Annotated in this window: 18 protein-coding genes; 11 read left to right on the forward strand and 7 right to left on the reverse strand. The window is 36.5% G+C overall.

What is annotated here, in order from left to right; translation table 11 throughout:
• Positions 1-84: 84 nt before the first annotated feature.
• Both DVK85_RS04885 and DVK85_RS04890 read right to left on the reverse strand, forming a co-directional pair.
• Positions 85-438 carry a hypothetical protein gene (locus tag DVK85_RS04885; RefSeq protein ID WP_114677359.1) on the reverse strand — a complete coding sequence of 118 codons (354 nt, stop codon included), beginning with the start codon at positions 436-438 and terminating at the stop codon, positions 85-87.
• Between the two features lie 74 nt (positions 439-512).
• Positions 513-698 (reverse strand): hypothetical protein, encoded by a 186-nt coding sequence (locus DVK85_RS04890; RefSeq protein ID WP_114677360.1) that lies wholly within the window; start codon positions 696-698, stop codon positions 513-515.
• A 14-nt stretch (positions 699-712) separates the two neighbouring features.
• Here DVK85_RS04890 and DVK85_RS04895 point away from each other — a divergent pair, with 14 nt between their 5' ends.
• Entirely contained in the window at positions 713-991 is a 279-nt protein-coding gene (locus tag DVK85_RS04895) for a hypothetical protein (RefSeq protein WP_114677361.1), read from the forward strand.
• Between the two features lie 102 nt (positions 992-1,093).
• Positions 1,094-1,621: a hypothetical protein gene (locus DVK85_RS04900; protein ID WP_114677362.1), complete on the forward strand. Its 528-nt coding sequence runs from the start codon at positions 1,094-1,096 to the stop codon at positions 1,619-1,621.
• A gap of 74 nt (positions 1,622-1,695) precedes the next feature.
• Here the strand turns inward: DVK85_RS04900 and DVK85_RS04905 are convergent, their stop codons facing one another.
• The 3 genes from DVK85_RS04905 to DVK85_RS04915 form a co-directional block, all read right to left on the reverse strand.
• The gene (locus DVK85_RS04905) at positions 1,696-2,685 is read right to left on the reverse strand and encodes an aspartate-semialdehyde dehydrogenase (protein WP_114677363.1); all 990 of its coding nucleotides are present in this window, start codon (positions 2,683-2,685) and stop codon (positions 1,696-1,698) included.
• Positions 2,686-2,895: 210 nt separating this feature from the next.
• The gene (gene mscL / locus DVK85_RS04910) at positions 2,896-3,330 is read right to left on the reverse strand and encodes a large-conductance mechanosensitive channel protein MscL (protein ID WP_114677364.1); all 435 of its coding nucleotides are present in this window, start codon (positions 3,328-3,330) and stop codon (positions 2,896-2,898) included.
• A 61-nt stretch (positions 3,331-3,391) separates the two neighbouring features.
• On the reverse strand, positions 3,392-5,833 hold the full coding sequence (locus tag DVK85_RS04915; RefSeq protein ID WP_114677365.1) for a bifunctional UDP-N-acetylmuramoyl-tripeptide:D-alanyl-D-alanine ligase/alanine racemase: 2,442 nt from the start codon (positions 5,831-5,833) through the stop codon (positions 3,392-3,394).
• 123 nt (positions 5,834-5,956) lie between these two features.
• Here DVK85_RS04915 and DVK85_RS04920 point away from each other — a divergent pair, with 123 nt between their 5' ends.
• The gene (locus DVK85_RS04920; protein WP_114677366.1) at positions 5,957-6,289 is read left to right on the forward strand and encodes a hypothetical protein; all 333 of its coding nucleotides are present in this window, start codon (positions 5,957-5,959) and stop codon (positions 6,287-6,289) included.
• Here DVK85_RS04920 and DVK85_RS04925 read toward each other — a convergent pair.
• Positions 6,286-6,909, reverse strand: a complete 624-nt coding sequence (locus tag DVK85_RS04925; protein ID WP_114677367.1) for a thymidine kinase — start codon at positions 6,907-6,909, stop codon at positions 6,286-6,288. The genes DVK85_RS04920 and DVK85_RS04925 overlap by 4 nt on opposite strands.
• Before the next feature lie 102 nt (positions 6,910-7,011).
• Between DVK85_RS04925 and DVK85_RS04930 the strand changes: the two genes are divergently transcribed.
• The 6 genes from DVK85_RS04930 to DVK85_RS04955 all read left to right on the forward strand — a co-directional run bounded on the left by DVK85_RS04930 (position 7,012) and on the right by DVK85_RS04955 (position 13,996).
• Positions 7,012-8,031 (forward strand): hypothetical protein, encoded by a 1,020-nt coding sequence (locus DVK85_RS04930; RefSeq protein WP_114677368.1) that lies wholly within the window; start codon positions 7,012-7,014, stop codon positions 8,029-8,031.
• Positions 8,031-8,708, forward strand: a complete 678-nt coding sequence (rsmI, locus tag DVK85_RS04935) for a 16S rRNA (cytidine(1402)-2'-O)-methyltransferase (protein WP_114677369.1) — start codon at positions 8,031-8,033, stop codon at positions 8,706-8,708. Before DVK85_RS04930 ends, rsmI begins: the two co-directional genes overlap by 1 nt.
• Positions 8,709-8,767: 59 nt before the next feature.
• Positions 8,768-10,678, forward strand: a complete 1,911-nt coding sequence (locus DVK85_RS04940) for an AAA family ATPase (RefSeq protein ID WP_114677370.1) — start codon at positions 8,768-8,770, stop codon at positions 10,676-10,678.
• Positions 10,679-10,708: 30 nt separating this feature from the next.
• Complete coding sequence (locus DVK85_RS04945; protein ID WP_114677371.1) at positions 10,709-11,821, forward strand: serine hydrolase domain-containing protein; 1,113 nt, start codon at positions 10,709-10,711, stop codon at positions 11,819-11,821.
• A 70-nt stretch (positions 11,822-11,891) separates the two neighbouring features.
• On the forward strand, positions 11,892-13,586 hold the full coding sequence (recJ, locus tag DVK85_RS04950; protein ID WP_114677372.1) for a single-stranded-DNA-specific exonuclease RecJ: 1,695 nt from the start codon (positions 11,892-11,894) through the stop codon (positions 13,584-13,586).
• Positions 13,587-13,642: 56 nt separating this feature from the next.
• Positions 13,643-13,996, forward strand: coding sequence for a hypothetical protein (locus tag DVK85_RS04955; protein ID WP_114677373.1), 354 nt, complete (start codon positions 13,643-13,645; stop codon positions 13,994-13,996).
• Here DVK85_RS04955 and DVK85_RS04960 read toward each other — a convergent pair.
• Positions 13,993-14,745, reverse strand: coding sequence for a UDP-2,3-diacylglucosamine diphosphatase (locus tag DVK85_RS04960; protein ID WP_114677374.1), 753 nt, complete (start codon positions 14,743-14,745; stop codon positions 13,993-13,995). The genes DVK85_RS04955 and DVK85_RS04960 overlap by 4 nt on opposite strands.
• Positions 14,746-14,971: 226 nt before the next feature.
• On the opposite strand from DVK85_RS04960, the gene DVK85_RS04965 reads away from it, so the two are divergent.
• Both DVK85_RS04965 and DVK85_RS04970 read left to right on the forward strand, forming a co-directional pair.
• On the forward strand, positions 14,972-21,742 hold the full coding sequence (locus tag DVK85_RS04965; protein WP_114677375.1) for a choice-of-anchor J domain-containing protein: 6,771 nt from the start codon (positions 14,972-14,974) through the stop codon (positions 21,740-21,742).
• A gap of 313 nt (positions 21,743-22,055) precedes the next feature.
• Positions 22,056-22,994, forward strand: coding sequence for a PorP/SprF family type IX secretion system membrane protein (locus tag DVK85_RS04970; protein WP_114677376.1), 939 nt, complete (start codon positions 22,056-22,058; stop codon positions 22,992-22,994).
• The last annotated feature ends 11 nt before the right edge of the window (positions 22,995-23,005 follow it).

The following is a 23,005-nucleotide window of genomic DNA, read 5'->3' on the forward strand; positions in this document are numbered from 1 at the left end:
CTAAGATTGATATAAGCCATAGCTTGCTGTATTTGCTATACAGCGAAATCCTTACCTGTTACAGAAAGGTTGGCGTTAAACGTATTATACCAATGCAGGAGGTGCGCGAAGCGCAAACAGGCTACCGCCGAAAGAAGCAAAACCTTCTATACTGTTGTAGCTGTAAGGGATGGGTTTAAATGGGAAATCTAAACGGAGGCAAAACTGTGGTGGTGTAATAAAGAAGTCGAAATGGAAATCGCAAACCGAACAATCGTCTTCATGTTCGTGTTCTAAATCGATAGCGCTAAACTGTTTTGCTGATTTTTTTAGTTCGTGGCTGTGCGCTGTGTGTACTACACTGTGCTTGTGACTAAAGGCATGAAAAGACTGATAGGCGGTTGTGAGTAACACAACAGCCATAAGTGCCAAATTAAATAAAGCAAACTTTCTTTTCATGACTGCAAAGGTAAGCAAACAATTTACTTAAATGCAATAGGGTTGCAGTAATGTTGTGAAATTTTTAAGAGTTCTTACACAAGCTCTTCTTTTTCCTTAAGTGTTTCCGTATTGAAAGGTTTTATAGCAAAACTATATTCTTTATGTATACGAGATATACAAACTAAAAAGACGTGCTGTTCTTTAGTTCTTTCTTCTTTAGGTATTTTTACCTTTCCTAATTTAACTTTTGTATATTTAGTGCTATCAAACTCAATCATAATTTATATTTTTTATGGCTTACAATCCAGAATACTTTAAAGTGGGTCAAATAGAGACTTACATGCGCCCTGTTACATATAACGGTAACAATTTTCAAGAATACATACATTGTAAGGTTGTTGAACATTTAGAAATTGGTAGGGACAATATCCCTGAAAAAATAAAAGTTCTTCAGATACATAACCTGTTAGACTTTTTAAATGGTATTAGAACTGATGTTTCAGAAAAGGAACTCTATGTCAATAGTGTAAATCCTTTAGTAAATATTAGTAGAAATATTAAAACTTATTAACCTCTAAAATTCGGTATATAGTTGTATATAGTTACCAAAATTCATATAAACTCATAAATACAAACTTAAAAAAATTACATTCTATTAATAATCAGTTATTTCATGCAATCTTATATTTACAACTTTTACTTAAAACGTTACCCTAACAATAGGCTTGTTTATTTAGATGACATTTTAACCGAACTCTCTAAGAATTTAGGAGAGTTTAAGAGTGAAAATGATATTGCTCGCAGTGTTAGTTTTATTAAGTATTACGATGAAATTTTTGGTGAATGGAGTTATACTAAACCTGATATTCCCGCTGGTAAGGAAAGAATGGTATTCAGAATAGCCGCTATACACTTATCTGAATTAGGGATGCTTTATAGAAAAGATAGTAACCCTTATACACCTGACTATATGATAAGCTATAAAGGATTAGAACTCCTATCTACAGGTGGTTTACATCGGCAATTCTATAGAGAAAGAGTTAAACACATTTTTCAAATTACAGTTTGGTTTATAGCTATACTCACTTTTTTAGTAAGTACAATATTTCAGGTTTTGAATTACTACACACCTATTTCCTCTTCCCAAATAGAAGCCAGTCAACAAATAGAACCAACAGCAGCCCAATTAGAAATAAAATGAGCATTTCTAATGTATAATAAAAAACCTGCAACATTTTAAAGCATTGCAGGTTATAAATATAAAATTAAATTCTTTTATACCAGTCCGTTTGCATTTAAATACTCCGCAATTTGTATGGTGTTGGTAGCAGCTCCTTTACGCAGGTTATCGGCAACAATCCACATATTTAGTGTATTGGGTTGGCTTTCGTCGCGGCGTATGCGCCCTACAAAAACATCGTCTTTCCCTTCGGCATATATCGGCATTGGGTAGGTTTTGGTGTCGGTATTATCTTGTACCGTTACGCCAGCAGTTTCGTGTAGTATTCGGCGTACGTCATTTACATCAAAATCATTTACAAACTCTATGTTCACGGCTTCGCTGTGCCCGCCTACTACAGGTATGCGTATTGCCGTAGCCGAAACGTTTACGGTATCGTCACGCAATATTTTTTTGGTTTCGCGCACCAGTTTCATTTCTTCTTTGGTATAGCCATTGTCTTCAAACACATCGCATTGCGGTATCGCATTACGATGAATAGGGTAAGGGTACGCCATTTCGCCTTTGGTGTTTGTGTACTCGTTTTCTAACTGTTGTACCGCTTTTACTCCCGTTCCTGTAATGGACTGGTAGGTAGATACTACCACTCTTTTTATGGTATATTTTTTATGCAATGGTGCTAACGCCATCAGCATTTGTATGGTAGAACAGTTAGGGTTGGCTATTATTTTGTCGTCTTTGGTTAGCTCGCCAGCGTTAATCTCTGGGATAATCAGCTTTTTGTCGGCATCCATGCGCCATGCGCTAGAGTTGTCTATTACCGTAGTGCCTGCTTCGGCAAACTTGGGTGCCCATTCTTTAGAAGTATCGCCACCTGCCGAAAATAGTGCTATTTGCGGTTTCATGCTTACGGCGGTGGCAAGGTTTACTACCTTATATTTTTTTCCTTTAAACTCGATTTCCTTTCCTACTGACTTCTCAGAGGCAACAGGTATTAATTCGGTTACAGGGAAATTTCTTTCTGCCAATACTTTAAGCATTACTTCGCCTACCATTCCAGTAGCACCAACAACAGCAATTTTCATAATTATAGTGTATTAAATTGTGTTGCAAAAGTAAGGAGAAAATAGATTGTCTTTTCGGGATATAGTAAAAATAACAAAAAACAGGAGAGGTATTATTTTTAGTCCAATACAGCGATTTATGTGAAATAATAACTAAGAGAAAAACCGCCCTGTTATGGGCGGTTTAGTTAATAAAGGTTTAGAATATATAGTGTAGCGAACACTTTGTCTTTATTGTTTGTTTTTTAGTAAGTCGCGAATATCAGTAAGCAATTTCTCTTCTGCGCTTGGTGCTGGTGGTGCAGCAGGAGCAGCGGCTTCTTTTTTCTTGGTTCTTTCATAAGCTTTTAGTACCATGAAGATGAACAAACCAATGATAATAAAGTTAATTACTATTTGTATAAAGTTACCATAGTTAATGGTTACAGCTTCTATAGCAGCAACCGTTTCGCCGTTAATTACGCTTTCGGGTTGTGCATCTTTAAGAACGTACTTTAATTCGCTAAAATCGACACCACCTAAGGCCATCCCGATAGGAGGCATTAAAATGTCTGTTGTAAACGATTTTACGATAGCTCCAAATGCACCAGCTAGTATTACAGCTGTTGCTAAATTTACAATATCGCCTTTTAGCAAGAAGGATTTAAAATCTTTAATAAAACTCATAATTTTTTGTGATTTTGTTGTTAAATATTTTTGGTGGGTACTAATGTACAAAAAAAAACATTTATTCTTTGTAGAAAATTCTTTTTACACGATGAGAAATACCTGCTAAAATTTCGTAAGCAATTGTGTTTAAGGTGTTGGCAATTGTTACAACCGATGGGTCTTTACCAAAGACTATAACTCTGTCTCCTTCTTTGCAGTCAATATTGGTAACATCTACCATAAGCATATCCATACAAATATTACCTACTATTGATGCTTTTTGGCTGTTTATCATTACATAGCCGTTACCGTTACCCCAAGCGCGTGGTATACCATCGGCATAGCCTATGGGTAGTGTGGCAGTACGTGTTTTTTGGGTTGCTATATATTTACGACTATAGCCTACGCTTTCGCCTACTTCTATTTCTTTTATTTGAAGAATCACTGTTTTTAGCGTACCTACATTTTGCAGGTGTTTCATTTCTGTAGGATCGTTGCCTACACCATATAGCCCAATGCCAAGACGCACCATATTGTATTGTGCATTAGGGTAGTTGTATATACCCGATGTGTTAAGGATATGTCGCATTGGGTTTATTTGTAAGGCATCTATAAGTTGAGTAGACCATTTTTCGAAAAGGTCAATTTGTTGCGTTGTGAAGTCTTTAAATTGTAGACTATCACTTGCTGAAAGGTGCGAAAAGATGCTTTTTACCGAAACAAAGTTATTATTGCGTAGTAGTGCTATAAGCTCTGCTAGTTGATGCTCTTCAAAACCAAGACGATGCATGCCTGTATCGAGTTTTAAATGTATGGGGTAGTTCCATAGGTTTTTTTTACGGGCAAGGTCTATAAAGGCTTTTAGTTCGCGTAGCGAATATATTTCGGGCTCAAGGTTGTAGGCTGTCATGGCATTAAAAGCACTACTTTCTGGGTTCATCACTACAATAGGAATCATAGTTCCTGCATTACGAAGGGCAATACCCTCATCGGCAAAGGCTACGCCTAAATAATCTACTTTGTGGTGCGATAGTGTTTTGGCAATTTCATAACTACCACTACCATAACCAAAGGCTTTTACCATAACCATAACTTTAGTTTCGGGCTTTAATTTAGCACGATAAAAGTTGAGGTTGTGTACAATGGCATTCAAATTAATTTCTAGTACTGTTTCGTGGGTTTTTTCTTCAAGCAAAACCACAATTTCTTCAAATCGGAAACTACGTGCACCTTTTACAAGTATAGTTTCATCTTCAAAAGCATTACTGTTGTATTGCGCCAAAAACTCCTGCGTAGTTTTATAAGCAAAGAAATTAGGGAAGTCGGCAAGTTTTTTAGTTATCGTTTCGCCTATGCCAATAACCCTACCTATTTTATGGGTTCTTAGTAGTTCTTTTACTTTTTTATACAACTCTTTTTTAGTAAACCCACTCTGGAAAATATCCGAAAGGATAATGGTTTTCTTTTTATGTGTTTTTTGCTGTTCTAAGAAATCGAGCGCTATTTTTAAGGATTGGTAGTCGGCGCTATAGCTGTCATCTATAATCGTGCAGCCGTTAATACCATCTTTTACCTGTAGGCGAAGTTCTACGGGATAAAGTCCTGCAAGACGTTGTGTAATTATTTCGTGGCTATAGCCCAAATGCAGCATAACCATTAGACAGTTAATTGCGTTTTCTATCGCATAATCATCGGTAAAAGGAATTTCTACCGAGAAAATAGTGTCTTGGTAAATTACCTCTAAGCAAGTTGCGCTAGCTTTTTCCAGCTTGTTTACAAGTACATTTCCTGTATTGTTAAAACTCCAAGTAAAGGTTTTTGTAGTAGCTGGGAGCAGTTTTTCTATAGCTTCATTCTTCTGTAGTACTAATAGCTTTACCTTGCTAAATAGCTTTAGTTTTTCGAGTGTTTTTTCTTTTTGGCTAGTAAAGCTTTCGTCGTGTGCTGTTCCTATATTAGTGAGTATTCCTATATCAGGACATATAATATGTTGTAGCTTTTGCATTTCATTGGGTAACGATATGCCAGCTTCGAAAATACCGAGATTATGTTTTTTATTGATACCAATAATAGATAGGGGTACACCTACTTGCGAGTTGTAGCTCTTAGGGCTTCTAATTACATTATAATCGGGGCTTAATAGGTAATTTAGCCACTCTTTTACAATAGTTTTGCCATTACTACCTGTTATGCCTATTACAGGAAACTGAAATTGCTGCCTGTAGTATGCTGCAAAATCTTGTAATGCTTGTAAAGTGTTATTTACAATAATAAAATTAGCTTTTCCTGATACTGTTTCGGGAATATGGGTAACAACAAAATTGACTACTCCTTTATTAAGAAGTTCTGGAATATAATAATGCCCATCGCGGTTTTGCCCTGGTAATGCAAAAAAGAGAGTGCTAGCATTGTTTTGCAACGATCTACTGTCTATAGAAACGTTGTCTATATGCGCTTGTGGTTGTACACTCTCAAAGTATGCTGCTATAGCGGTAGTAATATCTTGTATTTTTAGACTCAAAGTTTAAGTTTTAGTAGTAAATGTAAAATTAAGGATAATCACTTCATTTAAAAATATAATCGAAACATTAAATGCTTTTCGTGTAAATAGCTACTTTTGTATCAAAGAGTTAAATATGAAATTATGTGCGATATTATAGGTTCTTTTTACCTAAAAAGAGTAGCAAGCAATAAGCTGTTAGGCGAGTTTACTAATAATAAGCGTTTCACAGTTTCTTCAGAAAGTTGTGAGCTAATAGAGCTGGGTAATGCACCTTTTTTAGGAAAATATAACTCAACATGGTGTATAGACGATGAGTGTTTTATGGGGGTACTTATTATTTCGTTTATTGAGCATGCCGAAAATAAAAGTGTAAAATATAAACTATCATGGTATATTAATGAGGAGCTTACCTATCAAGGCGAAGCTATACTTGTAGATGATATGCTTATGGGACATTATGTTTTATTGCACTAATTACCTTCTTTTTGTTCCTTATTATCCTTTTGTTTTGATTGTGCTTCGCGCATGGCTTTATAATAAGCAGCTCGGCTTAGGGGTTCATATTCTTCTGTTTCGCCTAGAAGCACTAAGTTGTCGCTATTTCCTTTCCTAAAGCTATAATTGGCTAAGTTACCTGTGCGGGTACATACAGCATGTACTTTGGTCACATATTCGGCAGTAGCCATAAGTGCGGGCATAGGACCAAAGGGATTGCCTTTAAAGTCCATGTCTAACCCTGCTACAACAACACGAATACCACTATTGGCAAGGTCATTACATACAGCTACAATCTCATCGTCAAAAAACTGAGCTTCGTCTATACCTATAACATCGCAGCCCTGTGCCAGTATGCGAATATTGGCAGCAGCAGGTATGGGAGTAGAGCGTATCTCGTTGGCATCGTGCGATATTACCATCTCATCGTGGTAACGAATATCTATGGTGGGCTTAAAAATTTCGACTCTTTGCTTAGCAAATTGTGCTCTTTTTAAACGTCGTATGAGTTCTTCGGTTTTACCCGAAAACATCGAGCCGCATATTACTTCTATCCAGCCAAATTGCTCTTTATGATTTACTGTATTTTCGAGAAACATTTTGTATTTTTCAGGCAGTAAAACAGAAATGTTTTCTGTTACTTTGTACTGAAACAAATTTATTAAAAAACTATTGCGCGACTCCGTTTAATTCTAAAAGTTATGAAGAAAAAGTTAGAAGCCGAATTAATTAGTATAGCTCACAGGATATTAAAACTAAAAAACAGGGCAGAACTTGACCAATTACAGCAAGAAACACTAAAGCTGTATGAGAAATTGTCGGTGCTTAAATTTGTAGAAGATAACTTTGGCGATGTAAAGCCTACCATTGGGTATGCTATGGCAGAAGAAAAGCTGGAAGACATATATAACACTCCTGTTTTAGAAGAAACAGAACCCGTAATACAAGAGCCTAAGCCAATAGAAGATGCGAAAGAACTAGATGAGCAACAGGCTGAGCCAGCAAAAGAAGTGGAGGAAGATATTAAAGAAGAGGTTGCGGAACCTGTAGCAGAAACAAAACCCGAAGCAGCGGTAGAACAAGAAGAAAAGCAAGAAGAACCTATTACTGATAGCGAGCCAGAACCACAACCGCAAACTATTGAAGAGGAAGTGCAAGCTATTGAAGAAGATAAGACCAATGATGAGGTAACACCTGTAGGTAAATCGCCTTTTGGGTTTGATATTGATTTTGAACCAAAAGAAGCAACTGAAACTACCGAAAAACAGAAAGAAATTTCGTTTGAGGATTTCCATGATTATATAGAACCAGAGTTTGTAAAGAAAGATAACGATGCACCTGCTCCCGAAGAAATAAAGGCAGTAGATGAAGAGTGGCAAAACTGGGAGCCTAAAAAAGAGGAACCCGAAGTACCAGCATCACCGTCAGAGCCTGTTCCTGTAGCAAATACAGCAAGTACAGCATCGACACGTTCGCTAAACGATTCGTTTGGTAAAAGCATAAACATAGGGCTTAACGACCGTATTGCTTTTGAAAAGCATCTTTTTGAGGGTAGCGGCGAAGACCTAAACCGTGTACTGTCTCAATTGAATACTTTTGATAAACTTAGCGATGCTCATAATTTTATAAACGATCTTGTAAAGCCCGATTATAATAACTGGAAAGATAAAGAGGAATATGCCGAGCGTTTTATGGAACTGGTAGCCAAAAAATTTGATTAATGAGTAAACTTTATATTGTTCCTACGCCTATAGGCAACCTTGAAGATATGACCTTTAGAGCTATAAAAGTGCTAAAGGAAGCCGACCTGATACTCGCCGAAGATACCCGAACGAGTGGTAAACTCATGAAGCATTTTGAGATAGGTACACACATGCAAAGCCACCACATGCACAACGAGCATAAAACGGTAGAGAATATCGTGAAACGCTTACAGATGGGCGAAACTATTGCGCTAATATCTGATGCGGGAACCCCTGCAATATCAGATCCCGGTTTTTTACTTACCCGTGCCTGTGTAGAAAATAATATTGACGTAGAATGCCTGCCAGGTGCTACGGCTTTTGTGCCTGCATTGGTAAATAGTGGATTGCCTAATGATAAATTTGTTTTTGAGGGTTTCTTGCCCGATAAAAAAGGAAGGCAAACGCGTTTTCTTGCCCTTGCCGAAGAAACCCGTACTATTATTTTTTATGTATCGCCGCACAAGCTGGTAAAAACGTTGGGTGAGTTTGTACAATACTTTGGCGAAAATCGCCCAGTATCAGTATCGCGAGAGTTGAGCAAAATGCACGAAGAAACCATTCGCGGTACAGCTACAGAGGTGCTAGCGCATTTTGAAGCACACGCCTCAAAAGGGGAAATTGTTGCTGTTGTGGGAGGGAAGTCTGGGAAGTAATTAATTTGTCATTCTGACGATAGGAAGAATCTTTTAAGTAAAAAATAAAATATAAATTAATGTATGTACATTTTAATTTTAATGCCACAAACTTAGAAGCTTTTCCTGTAGAGTTAGGGGTGGTAAATAAAGAATTTAATATAGATGATAATAACGTTCTAACTAAAATTCATTATTATTCTAACGAAAACCCTATAATAGATTTAGAATCTTTGAGAGGAGGGCTAGAAGGAGTTAAAAATATTAACTTGTTAATTGGGAGTAATAATTCTGGTAAGAGTAGGTTTTTGAGAGCTCTATTTAAAGAGGCGAATAGAATTACGATTTCGAAAAATCAAATATCCTTAATAGATGAGTATAATGAATTATTAAAAGATATAATTGTTGGAAAAAAAGTATCCTATACTGATAGGACAGGACAAGATATTCAAAGTTTTTGGGAAGAAAACATATATGCCTATGATAGAGTAAATGAGCAAATTGATATCAAAAATCAATTAGGTAAAATCAGGGCTGTTTATAAAGATAGGCAATCTCATATAGAAGATATATCTGATTCAGAGTATAATGGGATTGTAGTATGTATTAATGCTATAGATAAAATTCTCTCTTTTATAGATAACGTTCGTACAAATTCAAATTTTAAACCAAAGGATAAACTATACATACCAGTATATAGGACTTTAGTTGAAGATGAAGGGTTTCAGCGTCAGGTTTTTGAAAAAATTATTGAAAATAAGTATGGTATTAATAAGAATATATTTACTGGGCAAAGATTATATACAGAAGTATTAAAGAAGCACACATCATCGCGGATAATAGAACTAGATGCATTTAGCGAATGGATAAAAAAGAATTTTAATGAGAATAAAAATGTTAGAATTATTCCAGATGATGAGAGTAGCAATATATTATTAAATATTGATGGTGATTTGACTCCGGTTTATGATTTAGGAGATGGAGTTCAACAGTTAATTTTATTGATGTTTCCCATTTATACAGCAGAAGATGGAACATGGTTTTTTATAGAAGAACCCGAAACACATTTACATCCCGGATTGCAGAGAATATTCATTGAAACACTTTTAAATGATGAACATTTAAAGAAAAAAAACTTACGTTTTTTCTTTACTACACACTCAAATCATTTTTTGGATATTTCTCTTGATCATGAAGAAATCTCTATATTTCAATTTGAAAAAGAAAGTTCTGAAAAATTTAATATTAAAACGAATGTTAAGCCAAGTAAAGAAATTCTCGATTTATTAGGGGTAAATACATCATCAGTTTTTTTGGCAAATACTTCTATTTGGGTAGAAGGTCCTACCGATAGAAAATATATTTCTAAATGGCTTAAACTGTATTGTGAACACAAAGGGTTGCCTTATTTAAAAGAAGATATTGATTTTGCTTTCTTTGAGTATGGAGGCAACTTAATAGAACATTACCTTTTTGATAAAAGTTTTGATGAAGATGTTACAGAGGCACAGGTTAGGAAAAAAATAAAAGCATTTGCATTGTCTAATAAAGTTTATTTATTAGCAGACAATGATAATGTAGAAGAAGGGAGTGCAAAATATAAACGAAGGGAAAATTTACAGGGTATTTCAGATAAGAATTTTAAATACCAAAATACTGAATATCGAGAAATTGAAAACTTACTACCAGTTAAAATAATTAAAGACTTTATTCCAGAATTGGTTAAACAACATGAGGGGTACGAAAGCATAGGGCTTAATAGGTCTGATTATTATAATAAAGGGTTAGGGGATTATTTCGAGTCTATTTTGAAACCAAATTTTGACTGTAAGAAGTTTAAAGCTCCTAGCGGAACACTAAATAATCTTTATAAGAACAAGTTGTGTGACTTTTTTGTCAATGGTAATTATAACTATTCTGATTTGATTAAAGAAAATCAACAATTAGAAGAAGTTATTGAAAACTTATATAGTTTTATAGTTAGTAAATAGCGTACTAAACTTTAAACCAAAACCTATTCTATGAAAAAAATATCCCAAATTTTCCTGATTACTTTATTTTTAACCCTTTCAGTAGGAGTTAAAGCCCAATCGGTAGAAATGAAATTTCAACAGGTGTTAGATTCGGTTTATACTGCCAATAAGGATGCTGTTGGGATTATGATTCATGTTGAAGCACCCGATAAAAATATTTCTTGGACATCGGCTGTGGGGTATGCCAATAAAGAAACTCAAGAAGCTATAAATAAGAACCAACCCGCTATTATTGCTAGTAATACCAAAACGTATGTTGCGGTTGCTATCGTTAAACTCATTGAGAATGGTAAGTTGCAATTAAATCAGCCAATAGCCGATTTAATTAATCCTAAAACAAAAGAGCTTCTTATAGCTGACGGTTATAAGGTTAACCAAATTACAATAAAGCATTTGCTTTCGCATACCTCAGGAATTGCCGATTATGTAAATGATGCCTATTTTGCATTTATATTTGAGCATCAGGATTATCATTGGACGAGAGATGAACAAATACAATTTGCTGTTGAAAACGCAAACCCTTTAGCCGAAGCAGGTAAAACTTATAGCTATGCAGATACTAATTATTTATTACTTACAGAAATTATAGAGCATAAAACCAAGAAGCCTTTTTATACTGCCATTAGAGAACTGCTCGAATTTAAAAAACACCAGCTTAATGCTACATGGTTTTACAGCTTAGAAAAATACCCAAAAAATGTTTTGCCTTTAGTGCATCAATATTATAGTAAATATGGGCTAAAAGTCGCTGATTTACATCCATCTTTCGATTTATATGGTGGTGGTGGGTTGACTGCAACAACTAAAGATTTGGCAATGTTCTTTCAGTTGTTGTTTGAAGGTAAGATTGTAAAAGACAAAAAGCTGTTAGAGCAAATGCATACTTATGTGCTACCACAAGAAGAATCACGATATTGTTTGGGGCTTCAAAATATTAATTTCCACGGTATGCATGCTTATTATCACGGTGGTTTTTGGGGTACAGATTGTATGTATGTTCCTGAGCTTAACACTACTATTTCGGTATATACATTAGAGAAAAGTAAACGCGAACTCAATGCCGAAATAAGCAATACAATACTTCAAATTATTAAGCAATAATTGAAGGGTTTTCTGTTGTTTTTCGAATGTCATACAGATAGATTATCTTCGCTAAAATTTGAATTTTTAAATGCGCTGGACTTTAAAACCAAACCCCGATACTCAAAAAACACAACACCTTACCAAAGCATTAAATGTAGATAATACCATTGCTACACTATTATTACAACGTGGTATTGAAACATTTGAAGAGGCGAAACAATTTTTCCGTCCGTCGTTAAGTGATTTGCACGATCCCTACCTAATGCGGGATATGGATAAAGCCGTGCAGCGCATTGAAACGGCTATTGCTAACGGCGAAAACATCTTGGTTTTTGGCGATTATGATGTAGATGGTACTACGGCGGTATCGTTGGTATCGTCTTACCTTCGGTCGTACTACCCGAATGTAGATACTTATATTCCTGATAGGTATAAAGAAGGTTATGGCGTTTCTGTAGCGGGTATCGACTATGCCGATGATAACGGCTGTATCTTAATAATAGCATTAGATTGTGGTATAAAAGCAATAGATAAAGTAGCCTATGCCAAGACTAAAGGCATCGACTTTATTATATGCGACCATCACCGCCCTAGCGATACACTACCCAATGCAGTTGCGATACTCGACCCTAAGCGTGAAGATTGTAATTACCCTTATGACGAACTGTGCGGTTGCGGAGTAGGCTTTAAGCTGATACAAGCCTTGGGGGTAAACAGAGGGCAAACTATTAACCATTTAATCCCTTATCTCGACTTGGTAGCTACTGCTATTGCTGCCGATATTGTGCCTATAACAGGCGAGAACCGTACGCTGGCAAAATTTGGGTTAGAGGTTATTAATAGCCATCCAAGAGCAGGTATAAAAGCACTAATACAAAATATAAAAAAGCCTACACTTACCATAAGCGATGTGGTGTTTACTATAGCACCACGCATTAATGCAGCAGGACGTATAAAGCATGGTAACGATGCGGTGGCATTACTTACAGAATTTAACATGATGCAAGCAACTGAGTTTGCAGCACAAATTGAGGCTCTAAATGTCGATAGAAAAAACCTTGATAAACAAATTACAGCCGAGGCATTACTACAAATAGAGCGCAACAGCGAGCAAGATAAATATACTACGGTAGTATATAATAAGGAGTGGCACAAAGGTGTAATAGGTATTGTGGCATCACGACTTATAGAAACCCATTACCGCCCTACGCTAGTGTTTACTAAAAGTGGCGATAAACTGGCAGCTTCGGCACGCTCTGTTTCAGGGTTCGATGTCTATAATGCCCTCGAAGCTTGTGCCGAACATATAGAACAGTTTGGCGGACACAAGTATGCTGCAGGACTTACGCTGCAAGAAGAAAACTATGAAGCATTCAAACAAAAATTTGAAGAAGTAGTAACGGCTACTATACATCCTGATATGCGTGTTCCTGAAATAAAAATAGATATGGAGCTGAATTTTGAGCAAATAACGCCTAAGTTTAACAGGATACTAAAGCAGTTTGAGCCTTTTGGTCCAGGTAATATGTCGCCTATATTTTTAACTCAAGGTATAAAAGATACTGGTTTTGGTAAGCCTATAGGCGATGGTACTCATTTAAAACTCTTTGTGCAACAAGAAAATTCAGAAGGTTTTGCAGCGATAGGTTTTGGTTTGGCGAGTAAAATGGAAATAGCTTGTAGCGGAGCTGCTTTTGATGCGGTTTATTCGGTAGATGAGAATACTTGGAACGGCGAAACTACCTTACAATTAAGGCTTAGGGATATAAAAAGTGAAAATTAATTTTTTATTTAGAATGATTTTAAATAATATTGTATTTTTGTTTAAAATCATCAGTAATGAAAGAAATAGAACAGATATATCATAATGACTTTGGTGTTGCATTTCACTGGGTAAAAGATGATGAGGTGTTAACAAGTAGGGTACAACTTATTTTTAAAGAAACAGGGTTTTATTTAGAACCTCATGAACTTGATGAGTTTAAAATGCTGGTAAACGCTACTTGTACACAATATGACTGTAGCGATTGTTTTTATAAACAGTCTTGCCACAAGATGTTATTAAAAACTCCTATTAATGAGGTAGACTTGGCAGTTACCCAAAAAGAACTTTATCTTATTAAAGATCTTATGGAGGGGGCTTTGTTTAACCTAAACCTGAACAATTATATTAATAATCTGAGTAGTAATTAGTTTTTAAATTCTTTTAGCTCAAAATTTTTACCATCAAAAACACCGTAGGTAAAATAGCCTATCCAGTCGCCTAGATTTATGTATTTTGAGTTTTCGCCTACATTTATAGTCATAGGTAAGTGACGATGCCCAAATATAAAATAATCGTAGTGTTTAGTTTCTAGTTTGCGTTTACTGTATAGTACTAGCCATTCGTTTTCTTCGCCTAAAAACTTCACGTCTTCATCGCCAGAAATCAACTTATTTTTAACCGAGAGGTATTGCCCTAGCCTTACGCCAACGTCAGGGTGCAACCACCTAAATAGCCATTTTGAAAAAGGATTGGTAAAAACCTTTTTCATTCGTTTATACCCTTTATCGCCAGGTCCTAAACCGTCGCCATGCCCTATAAGGAAAAGTTTGTTATTAAAAGTAAATTCTTGCGGACGATGATATACAGGTATATTGAGTTCTTTTTCAAAATAATCATCCATCCATAAATCATGATTGCCAATAAAAAAATAGATAGGAATGCCCGAATCTCTCAATTCAGCAAGCTTACCTAATACCCTTACAAAACCTTTTGGTACTACGGTTTTATATTCAAACCAAAAGTCAAAAAGGTCACCTAAAAGAAAAATAGCCTCGGCATCTTTTTTTACTTCATCTAGCCAAGCTACAAATTTTTGTTCTCTCGGGAAACTTTTTTCGGGTGTAGGTGCTCCAAAATGTTGATCGGATGCAAAGTATATTTTTTTGGTATCAGTCATTTACTGTAAATCAGATTTCAAAGATAGTAAGAGTATTTTATTAAATAAAGCATACTCTGTTTATCGTTTAAAAATCAAGAATTAAATTTATATTCATAACAAAACACAATAATTTTGTTTTTTTTAAGAAAAAAATAAACAATGTATAATTTTTATCATGAATGATTGATTTATTTTCTTTAATTTTCGTGTTCTTAAACATAAACTAAATTAAACGTAAATTTCTATGAAAAAAATTACCTTAATGTTTTTCATGCTATTATCATCTTTGTGCGTTTTTGCACAAGGACTTCCTTTGGAGGGATTTGATACTCCAAGTGTATTTCCTCCTGCGGGGTGGGAAACATATGATAATGGTATAGGACCCGCTGCTTCTTGGGAACAAGCCGATGGAGGTGTTACTCAGCCGGCATACAGCCCTGATCATGCTGCATATCTTAACAAAGAGAACGTAGCAACAGGTATTCCTGAAGACTGGTTAATAACCCCTTCATTTACAGTTCCGGTTAATCCGCAACTTCGTTTCTGGTCAAGACTTACTCTTGGTGGAGATAATGGTACTGTATATCGTATAATGATATCAACAGTTAATACTGGTGCTATTGACCCGAATGATTATACTAATATTCAGGAATGGACAGAACTTGAAATTAACCCATCGCAAACTACTTATACTGAAAAAGTAGTAGTTATTCCTGCTACATATGAAGGTCAGGATGTGCGTATTGCTTTTGTAATGGCTGGAGACAACGGTGACCGTTGGCTAGTTGATGATGTAATGGTAGTAGAACAATGTTTAGATCCTACAGATCTAGCTGTAGATACTGCTGGTCTTGACTCTGCAACACTTACTTGGTCTAACCCAGGTGGAGCTACATCTTGGGAAGTAATTGTGCTTCCTGCTGCGGCTATTCCAAACGTTACAGGTATAACTTATAACGGTGCTCCACCGTATGTTGCTACAACGCTTTATGATAGTACACCTCTTGAAGAGAATACAGATTATAAATATTATGTTCGTGCACTATGTAGTGATGATTCAAGTAGCGAACTAATAGGACCATTTTTATTTAGTACAGTAGCACTTGGAGAAACATGTGGTGCTCCAATAGAGATTGCTACATTACCTTACTCTACTACTGATGATACTTCTAATTATGGAGATGATTATAACGGAACTCCAGGGGCATCTGGCTGTGGTAGTACATTTGGATACCTTAATGGAGATGATGTAGTATATTCTTATACAGCTACTGCTGATGGTGTTATTAGCGCAGATATGAATAATACGGGTACTTATGCCGGTTTATTTGTTTATGATGATTGTGATGATATTGGTGTTGAATGTATTGCTGGAGGAGTAGGAGGTTTTGCTGCTACACCTGTTAGTATACCATCATTAGCAGTTACTGCTGGTACAACTTACTATTTTGTAATATCTACATGGGCTGCTCCACAAAGTACGCCATACACACTTATAATACAGCAAGTATTTTGTGCGCCACCAGTAGGCGAGCCTACAACAAGCATAACGCAAACTACTGCTAATGTATCTTGGACAAACCCAAGTGGTGCTACCTCATGGGAAATAGTTTTACAAGCTCCAGGTGCAGGTATTCCTGCTGGTTCTGGAGATGTTGTAACAACAAATGTAAATCATCCTTTAACAGGACTTACAGAGTCTACATTATATGAGTATTATGTAAGAGCCGATTGTGGCGATGGTAACTTTAGTGCATGGGCTGGTCCTTATATTTTTGGAACAACTTGTGGAGCACTGACAGTTCCTTTCTACGAAGGTTTTAACGCCGACTCTACTACAGAGTTATGTTGGACAGTATTAAATAACAATGCTGATAATGATCAGTGGGATATGAATTATGGTTTTAACTCTTTTGAAGGAGATCAATCAGCAATTATGCTTACTGATGGTAATGGTGGTAATAACGACGATTGGTTAATTTCACCTACTCTTACTCTTACAGGTAACCAAAGGCTAAAATTCCATCAAAGAGTACAATCGTCATTCGAACCGAATGATTTTGAAGTACTTGTTTCTACTACAGGTGCTGATCCTGCCGATTTTACAATGACATTAATACCTCTTGCAACATACAGTAATACTACTTATGTAGAGTATATGGTAAATATAGTAGATGGTACTAATACACCACTATCTGGTAACGTAAATATTGCATGGCATGTGCCTAACGGAGGTCTTGACGGATGGAGACTTTATATTGATAATGTAATTGTTGAAGATATACCATCTTGTCCAGATCCTACAGGTTTGATGGCAGGTAACCTTCAGCCTACATCGGCAGATCTTTCTTGGACAGCTGGCTTTAACGAGACAGCATGGGAAATTGTAGTACAAGCCCCTGGTACAGGAGAGCCAACTGCAGCAGGTATAGCTGTAACAACAGATCCAGAATATGCAGCAACAGCGCTTACATCTAATACAACTTATGAGTATTATGTAAAAGCAAATTGTGGTGTTGATGATCTTAGTAACTGGGTAGGTCCGTTTGAGTTTACAACGGCTTGCGACCCATTCCCAGTTCCTTTCTTTGAAGGGTTTAATTCAGATTCTACTACGCAAAACTGTTGGACAGTTTTAGATGAAAATGGTGATGGCGATACATGGAACATGGATTATGCTTTTAACTCTTTCGAAGGAGACCAATCGGCAGCAATTACTACAGATTTTAATAACGGAAATAATAATGACTGGTTAATTTCTCCTACTATTACACTTACGGGTAATCAAAGGCTGAAATTCCACCAAAGAGTACAATCGACATTCGAACCGAATGATTTCGAGGTGTTATTATCTACTACAGGAACTGATGTTGCTAACTTTACATTAGAGCTTGTTCCTTTAGCAGATTATAGTAACACAAACTATGTAGAGTATATCGTAAACCTTGTAGATGTATCAAATGTGCCAATAACAGGTAATGTAAATATTGCATGGCATGTACCTAATGGAGGTCTTGATGGATGGAGATTGTTTATTGATAATGTAATTATAGAAGATATACCAACGTGTCCAGACCCAACAGATTTAGAAGTTTTAAGTGCAGCTAATATTTCGGCAGATATTGCTTGGGAGCCTGGCTTTACTGAAACAGCATGGGAAATTGTAGTACAAGCACCTGGTACAGGTGAGCCAACTACCCCAGGCGATGCTGTAACAGGTGACCCAGAGCACACAGCAACAGGTCTTACGCCAAATACTGAATATGAAGTATATGTAAGAGCAAATTGTGGCGTTGATGATCTTAGCAACTGGATAGGTCCAATTACTTTTGTAACAGCTTGCGATCCGTTTACAGTTCCTTTCTATGAAGGGTTTAATACAGATTCTGAAACGCAAAACTGTTGGTCAGTAGTAAATGGAAATGGAGATTTTGATTTATGGGATATGGATTATAATTTTAATCCTTTTGAAGGTGACCAATCTGCTGTAATGTATACAGATTTTAATAATGGAAATAATGACGATTGGTTAATTTCTCCAACAATAATTCTAACAGGTAATCAAAGGCTGAAATTCCACCAAAGAGTACAATCTTCATTTGAACCGAATGATTTTGAGGTGTTGTTATCTACTACAGGAACTGCTCTTGCTGATTTTACGGTAGAGCTTGTGCCTATTGCTACTTATGATAATACAGATTATATAGAGTATATTGTACTTCTTGATGATGCAGCAGATGCATTAATATCTGGCAACGTAAATATTGCATGGCATGTACCTAATGGCGGTCTTGACGGATGGAGGTTATATATTGATAATGTAATTATACAAGATATACCAACGTGTCCTGAGCCAATTGATTTAGTGGCTGCAAACCCAACACTTACTTCAATAGATCTTAGCTGGACACCATCTGGATCTGAAGATACTTGGGAAGTTGTGGTACAAGCACCTGGTACAGGTGAGCCAACTGATGAAACAGAGGTTACTGTTGTAACAGAAAATCCTTATACGTATGAAGGGCTTGACCCATCTACTCCTTATGAGTTTTATGTAAGAGCTGTTTGTGCTGATGACGATTCTAGTTATTGGTCAGGACCAATTGTTTTTGTAACCGAAATAGCTAATGACGATTGTGATGGCGCTATAGATGTTCCTGTTAATCCAGATGCTGAGTGTGTCGATTTTGTATCGGGTACTATTACTGGTGCTACAGGATCGGGAGTAACTCAAACATGTATTACATGGACAGATATTGATTTTGATGTATGGTATTCATTTGTAGCAGAGGTAAACACACATAGTGTGACTATAGATAATGTTGTTGGAGGTGCATTCTTACAGCAAATAATTTTCGAAGGAGACGATTGTGGTAATCTTACCCAATTAGCTTGTGGAGGTGTTAACCAAACAGTAACAGGTCTTATTCCTGGTAATACTTACTACGTTATGGTATATACTACCTTCTTAAGTAATCCGTTAGCATTAACAAGTTTTGATGTTTGTGTAAAAACACCAGAACCACCTATTACAGTTAATGATACGGAGTATACTATAGAGGAACTAGTACAAGATGTACTTATAGGTATTGATTGTGCTATTGTATCAAATGTTACTTCAACATCTGGTTCAGATTTTGGACAGGCGAACAGTATTGGTTATTTCGACCAAAATGGATCGGCATTTCCTTTCACAAACGGTATAGTAATGGCAACTGGTGGTATAACTGAGGCGCCAGGCCCATGGCCAGGAGCGGCTACTTTTGATAATTCACTATGGCCAGGTGATGCAGATCTTTCAGCAATTATTGCAGAGGGAGGAAATACAGGAACATTAGTTAATGCATCTATACTTGAATTTGATTTTGTTCCGTTTACAGATCAAATAAGCTTTAACTTCTTATTTGCATCGAATGAATATGGTACTTTCCAGTGTAATTACTCTGATGCTTTTGCTTTTATACTAACAGGTCCTACTACAGCTGTAGATGGTGATAACTTGGCTGTAATTCCGGGTACTACAATACCAGTGTCGGTTGTTAATATTAGAGACAATCAATATAATACACTCTGTGAGTCTGTAAACGAAGGTTACTTTGGGCAATATAACCCAGATAATCCAGAGGCGTCATCAATAGGTTATAATGGTCAAACCATTCCAATGGTTGCATCTGCACCAGTAACCCCAGGAGAAACTTACCATATTAAATTGGTAATCGCAGATTATGGTCCGTTTGGAGCTGACTCGAGTGTAAACTCAGCGGTTTTCCTTGACGGAGGTAGTTTTGCAATTGGCGCACCAGATTTAGGAGACGATTTAACTATCGAGGGTGGTAATGCAGCTTGTGATGGTGAAGAAATTGTTCTTGATACAGAAATGGATCCAGATGTATATGACTTTACATGGTTCTTAGATGGTATACCTATTGACGGAGAAACAGGAGCTAGTTTAACTGTTACAGAAAGTGGTAGTTATTTAGTAGAAGTTTTATTTGAAAATACAAACTGCTCTGTAGATGCCGAAAAAACTATTGAATTTTACGATCCTATTATAGCTGATGATCCTCAAAACTTAACAGCTTGTTCTACAGGCGAAGATGTTACTTTTGATCTTACTGAGAGTTTAGACGGTATGATGGATGATACAACAGGTTACAGCTTTACGTTCTACGCTTCTCAAGAAGCGGCAGAACTTGGTTTAGATGACAGCCTACCAGAATCGTACACTACAAATACTAGTGAAACTATTTTCATTAGAATAGATCAAGATGGTTCTGAATGTTATTTAATTAAGTCGTTTGAAATAATACTATCTAACATACCACCAGCATTTACAGTAACAGAAGATGTTACGGTATGCGAAGGAACACCAGTAACACTTGAAGTGTTTGCAGGAAACTTTGACCCTAACGCTCCAGATGTAGAATACTCTTGGATGTTAGATGGCGATGACCTTAGTCTTACTACACAATCTATAACCGTAACTGTAGGGGGTACTTATGAAGTAACCGTAAACAATGCAGGATGTGTAGGAAGCCAAGAAATAGAGGTAATAACAGTACCAACACCTGTAGCCGATGTATTGGCAAATGTAACAGCTTGTGATAGCTATACACTTGAAGCACTTACAGTAGGTAATTACTTTACAGAAACTGGAGGAGCAGGAACACCGTTAGCCGCAGGTGATGTAGTAACAAGTACACAAACAATCTATATCTATGCAGAAAGTGGTACAACGCCAAACTGTACAAACGAAAGCCAGTTTGAAGTAATGATTACTCCAAGCCCTGAGTTTGACTTAGGTGGTCCTTATAATGTATGTATTGTGAGTAATGCTGTTATTACAGTAACACCAGGTAACTATAATAGTGCCGACGCAAGCTATGCATGGACATTTAACGATGCACCAATAGCCGATACAGGAGCAAGCCTTCAAGCTACCGATTTCGGTACCTATGGAGTAACGGTAACTGTGGGAGACTGTTCTAGCACGCAAAGTGTTGCTGTAACACAAGACACTAATGCTGTTGCTGTAATGTTTGAAGAAGGTTGTGAAAGCGGTGACTATATGATAACTGTAATGGATATCGATGGTTCATTTAACCCTGACACAGCAACAATTACATGGACAGGTCCAGATAACTTCTCTGAAACAACGCAAACAGTTACTGTGCCTTCAGCAGGTCTTTATACTGTAACAATAGAAACCCTAGAAGGTTGTATTGGCGGAACAGATGTTAATGTATTAGATACTAGTTGTTTTATACCAAGAGGTATATCGCCAAACAATGATGGTATGAACGATAATTTTGACCTTACCTCACTAGATGTTAGAAGAATAAGCATCTTTAACCGTTATGGTAAAGAAGTCTTTAGTTATGGTGTTTATACTAACCAATGGTACGGACAAACCGATGGTGGTGATGAACTCCCAACTGGTACGTATTTCTACTCGATAGAGCGTAGCAATGGCGAAAGCAAAACAGGATGGGTTTACATTAATAGAGAGGAATAAAACTAAAGAGACGCTTCCTGTTAACCACAGGAAGTGTCTTCTTTATCATTTGTATAAAAACACAACATTAATTATTTGTTTTTTTAGCGTTATTTTTATTACAGAGCATTAAAAAAAACTTTAAAAATTGTACTAAATTCAGTTTATTTTATTTTTTTTGAACTCTTTTTAAACGGGTTCTTTTAGATTTATAAAATTTAGTGGTAGTATTTATCTTGTTTTTAATTTAACACTTACTACTATTAAGTTTTCCATTTATTTTAATTACCTTCAACAACGGGAAAAACAATTGAATATTAGTTAATACACACACATGAAGAAACTATACTTATCAGCATTTTTAGCCCTGTTAGGCTTTACCGATATGAGTGCCCAACAGGATCCGCATTACACGCAGTACATGTATAACATGAACGTTATAAACCCAGCCTATGCGGGGTCTAAAGAAAACCTAGCCTTTGGGCTTTTATACCGTGCCCAGTGGGTCGATGTAGAAGGTGCTCCCAATACAGGAACCTTCTCAGGACACAGCCCAGTAGGTAAAAACGTAGGTCTTGGACTATCGGCTATTGTCGATGAGATTGGACCTGTACAAGAAACCAATGTTTATGCCGACTTCTCGTACACCTTAAACCTAGGTGGCGAACACCGTCTTGCCTTAGGTCTTAAAGGTGGTGTTACCCTACACGATGTAGGCTTATACAGCGATATTGGTAATGGTTATGTCCCTGCTCCAGGTGATCCTGCCTTTCAAGAAAACGTAAACAATACCTACTTTAATGTAGGTGCAGGTTTCTTTTACTATACACAAAACTATTACTTAGCCCTATCGGTGCCGAATATGCTTAAAAGCAAGCACCTTGATGTAACGGCTCCTAGTGGAACAGCCTATGAGTTCGGTTCAGAGACTTCACACTACTTCTTAACGGGGGGGTATGTTTTCCAGATTTCCGAAAACACTAAGATGAAACCATCGTTTATGGTAAAATCTTCTTTTGATGTGTCGCCTTCTATAGATGGTTCATTGAACTTCTTGTTCTTTGAGCGTTTTGAGATTGGGGCTACCTACAGGTTAGACGACAGTTTTGGTGGAATGGTAAACTATGCTATTACACCTAATCTAAGAATCGGTTATGCTTACGACCATATCATCTCTGAATTGGATGTAACAACACCGTCTTCGCATGAAATCATGCTCCTGTTTGATGTAAACTTCCCGAAAAAAGTTTCCCGTTCACCACGTTATTTCTAAACCTAAAAGCG

The sequence above is a fragment of the Flavobacterium arcticum genome (assembly GCF_003344925.1).
Classification (GTDB): Bacteria; Bacteroidota; Bacteroidia; order Flavobacteriales; family Flavobacteriaceae; genus Flavobacterium; species Flavobacterium arcticum.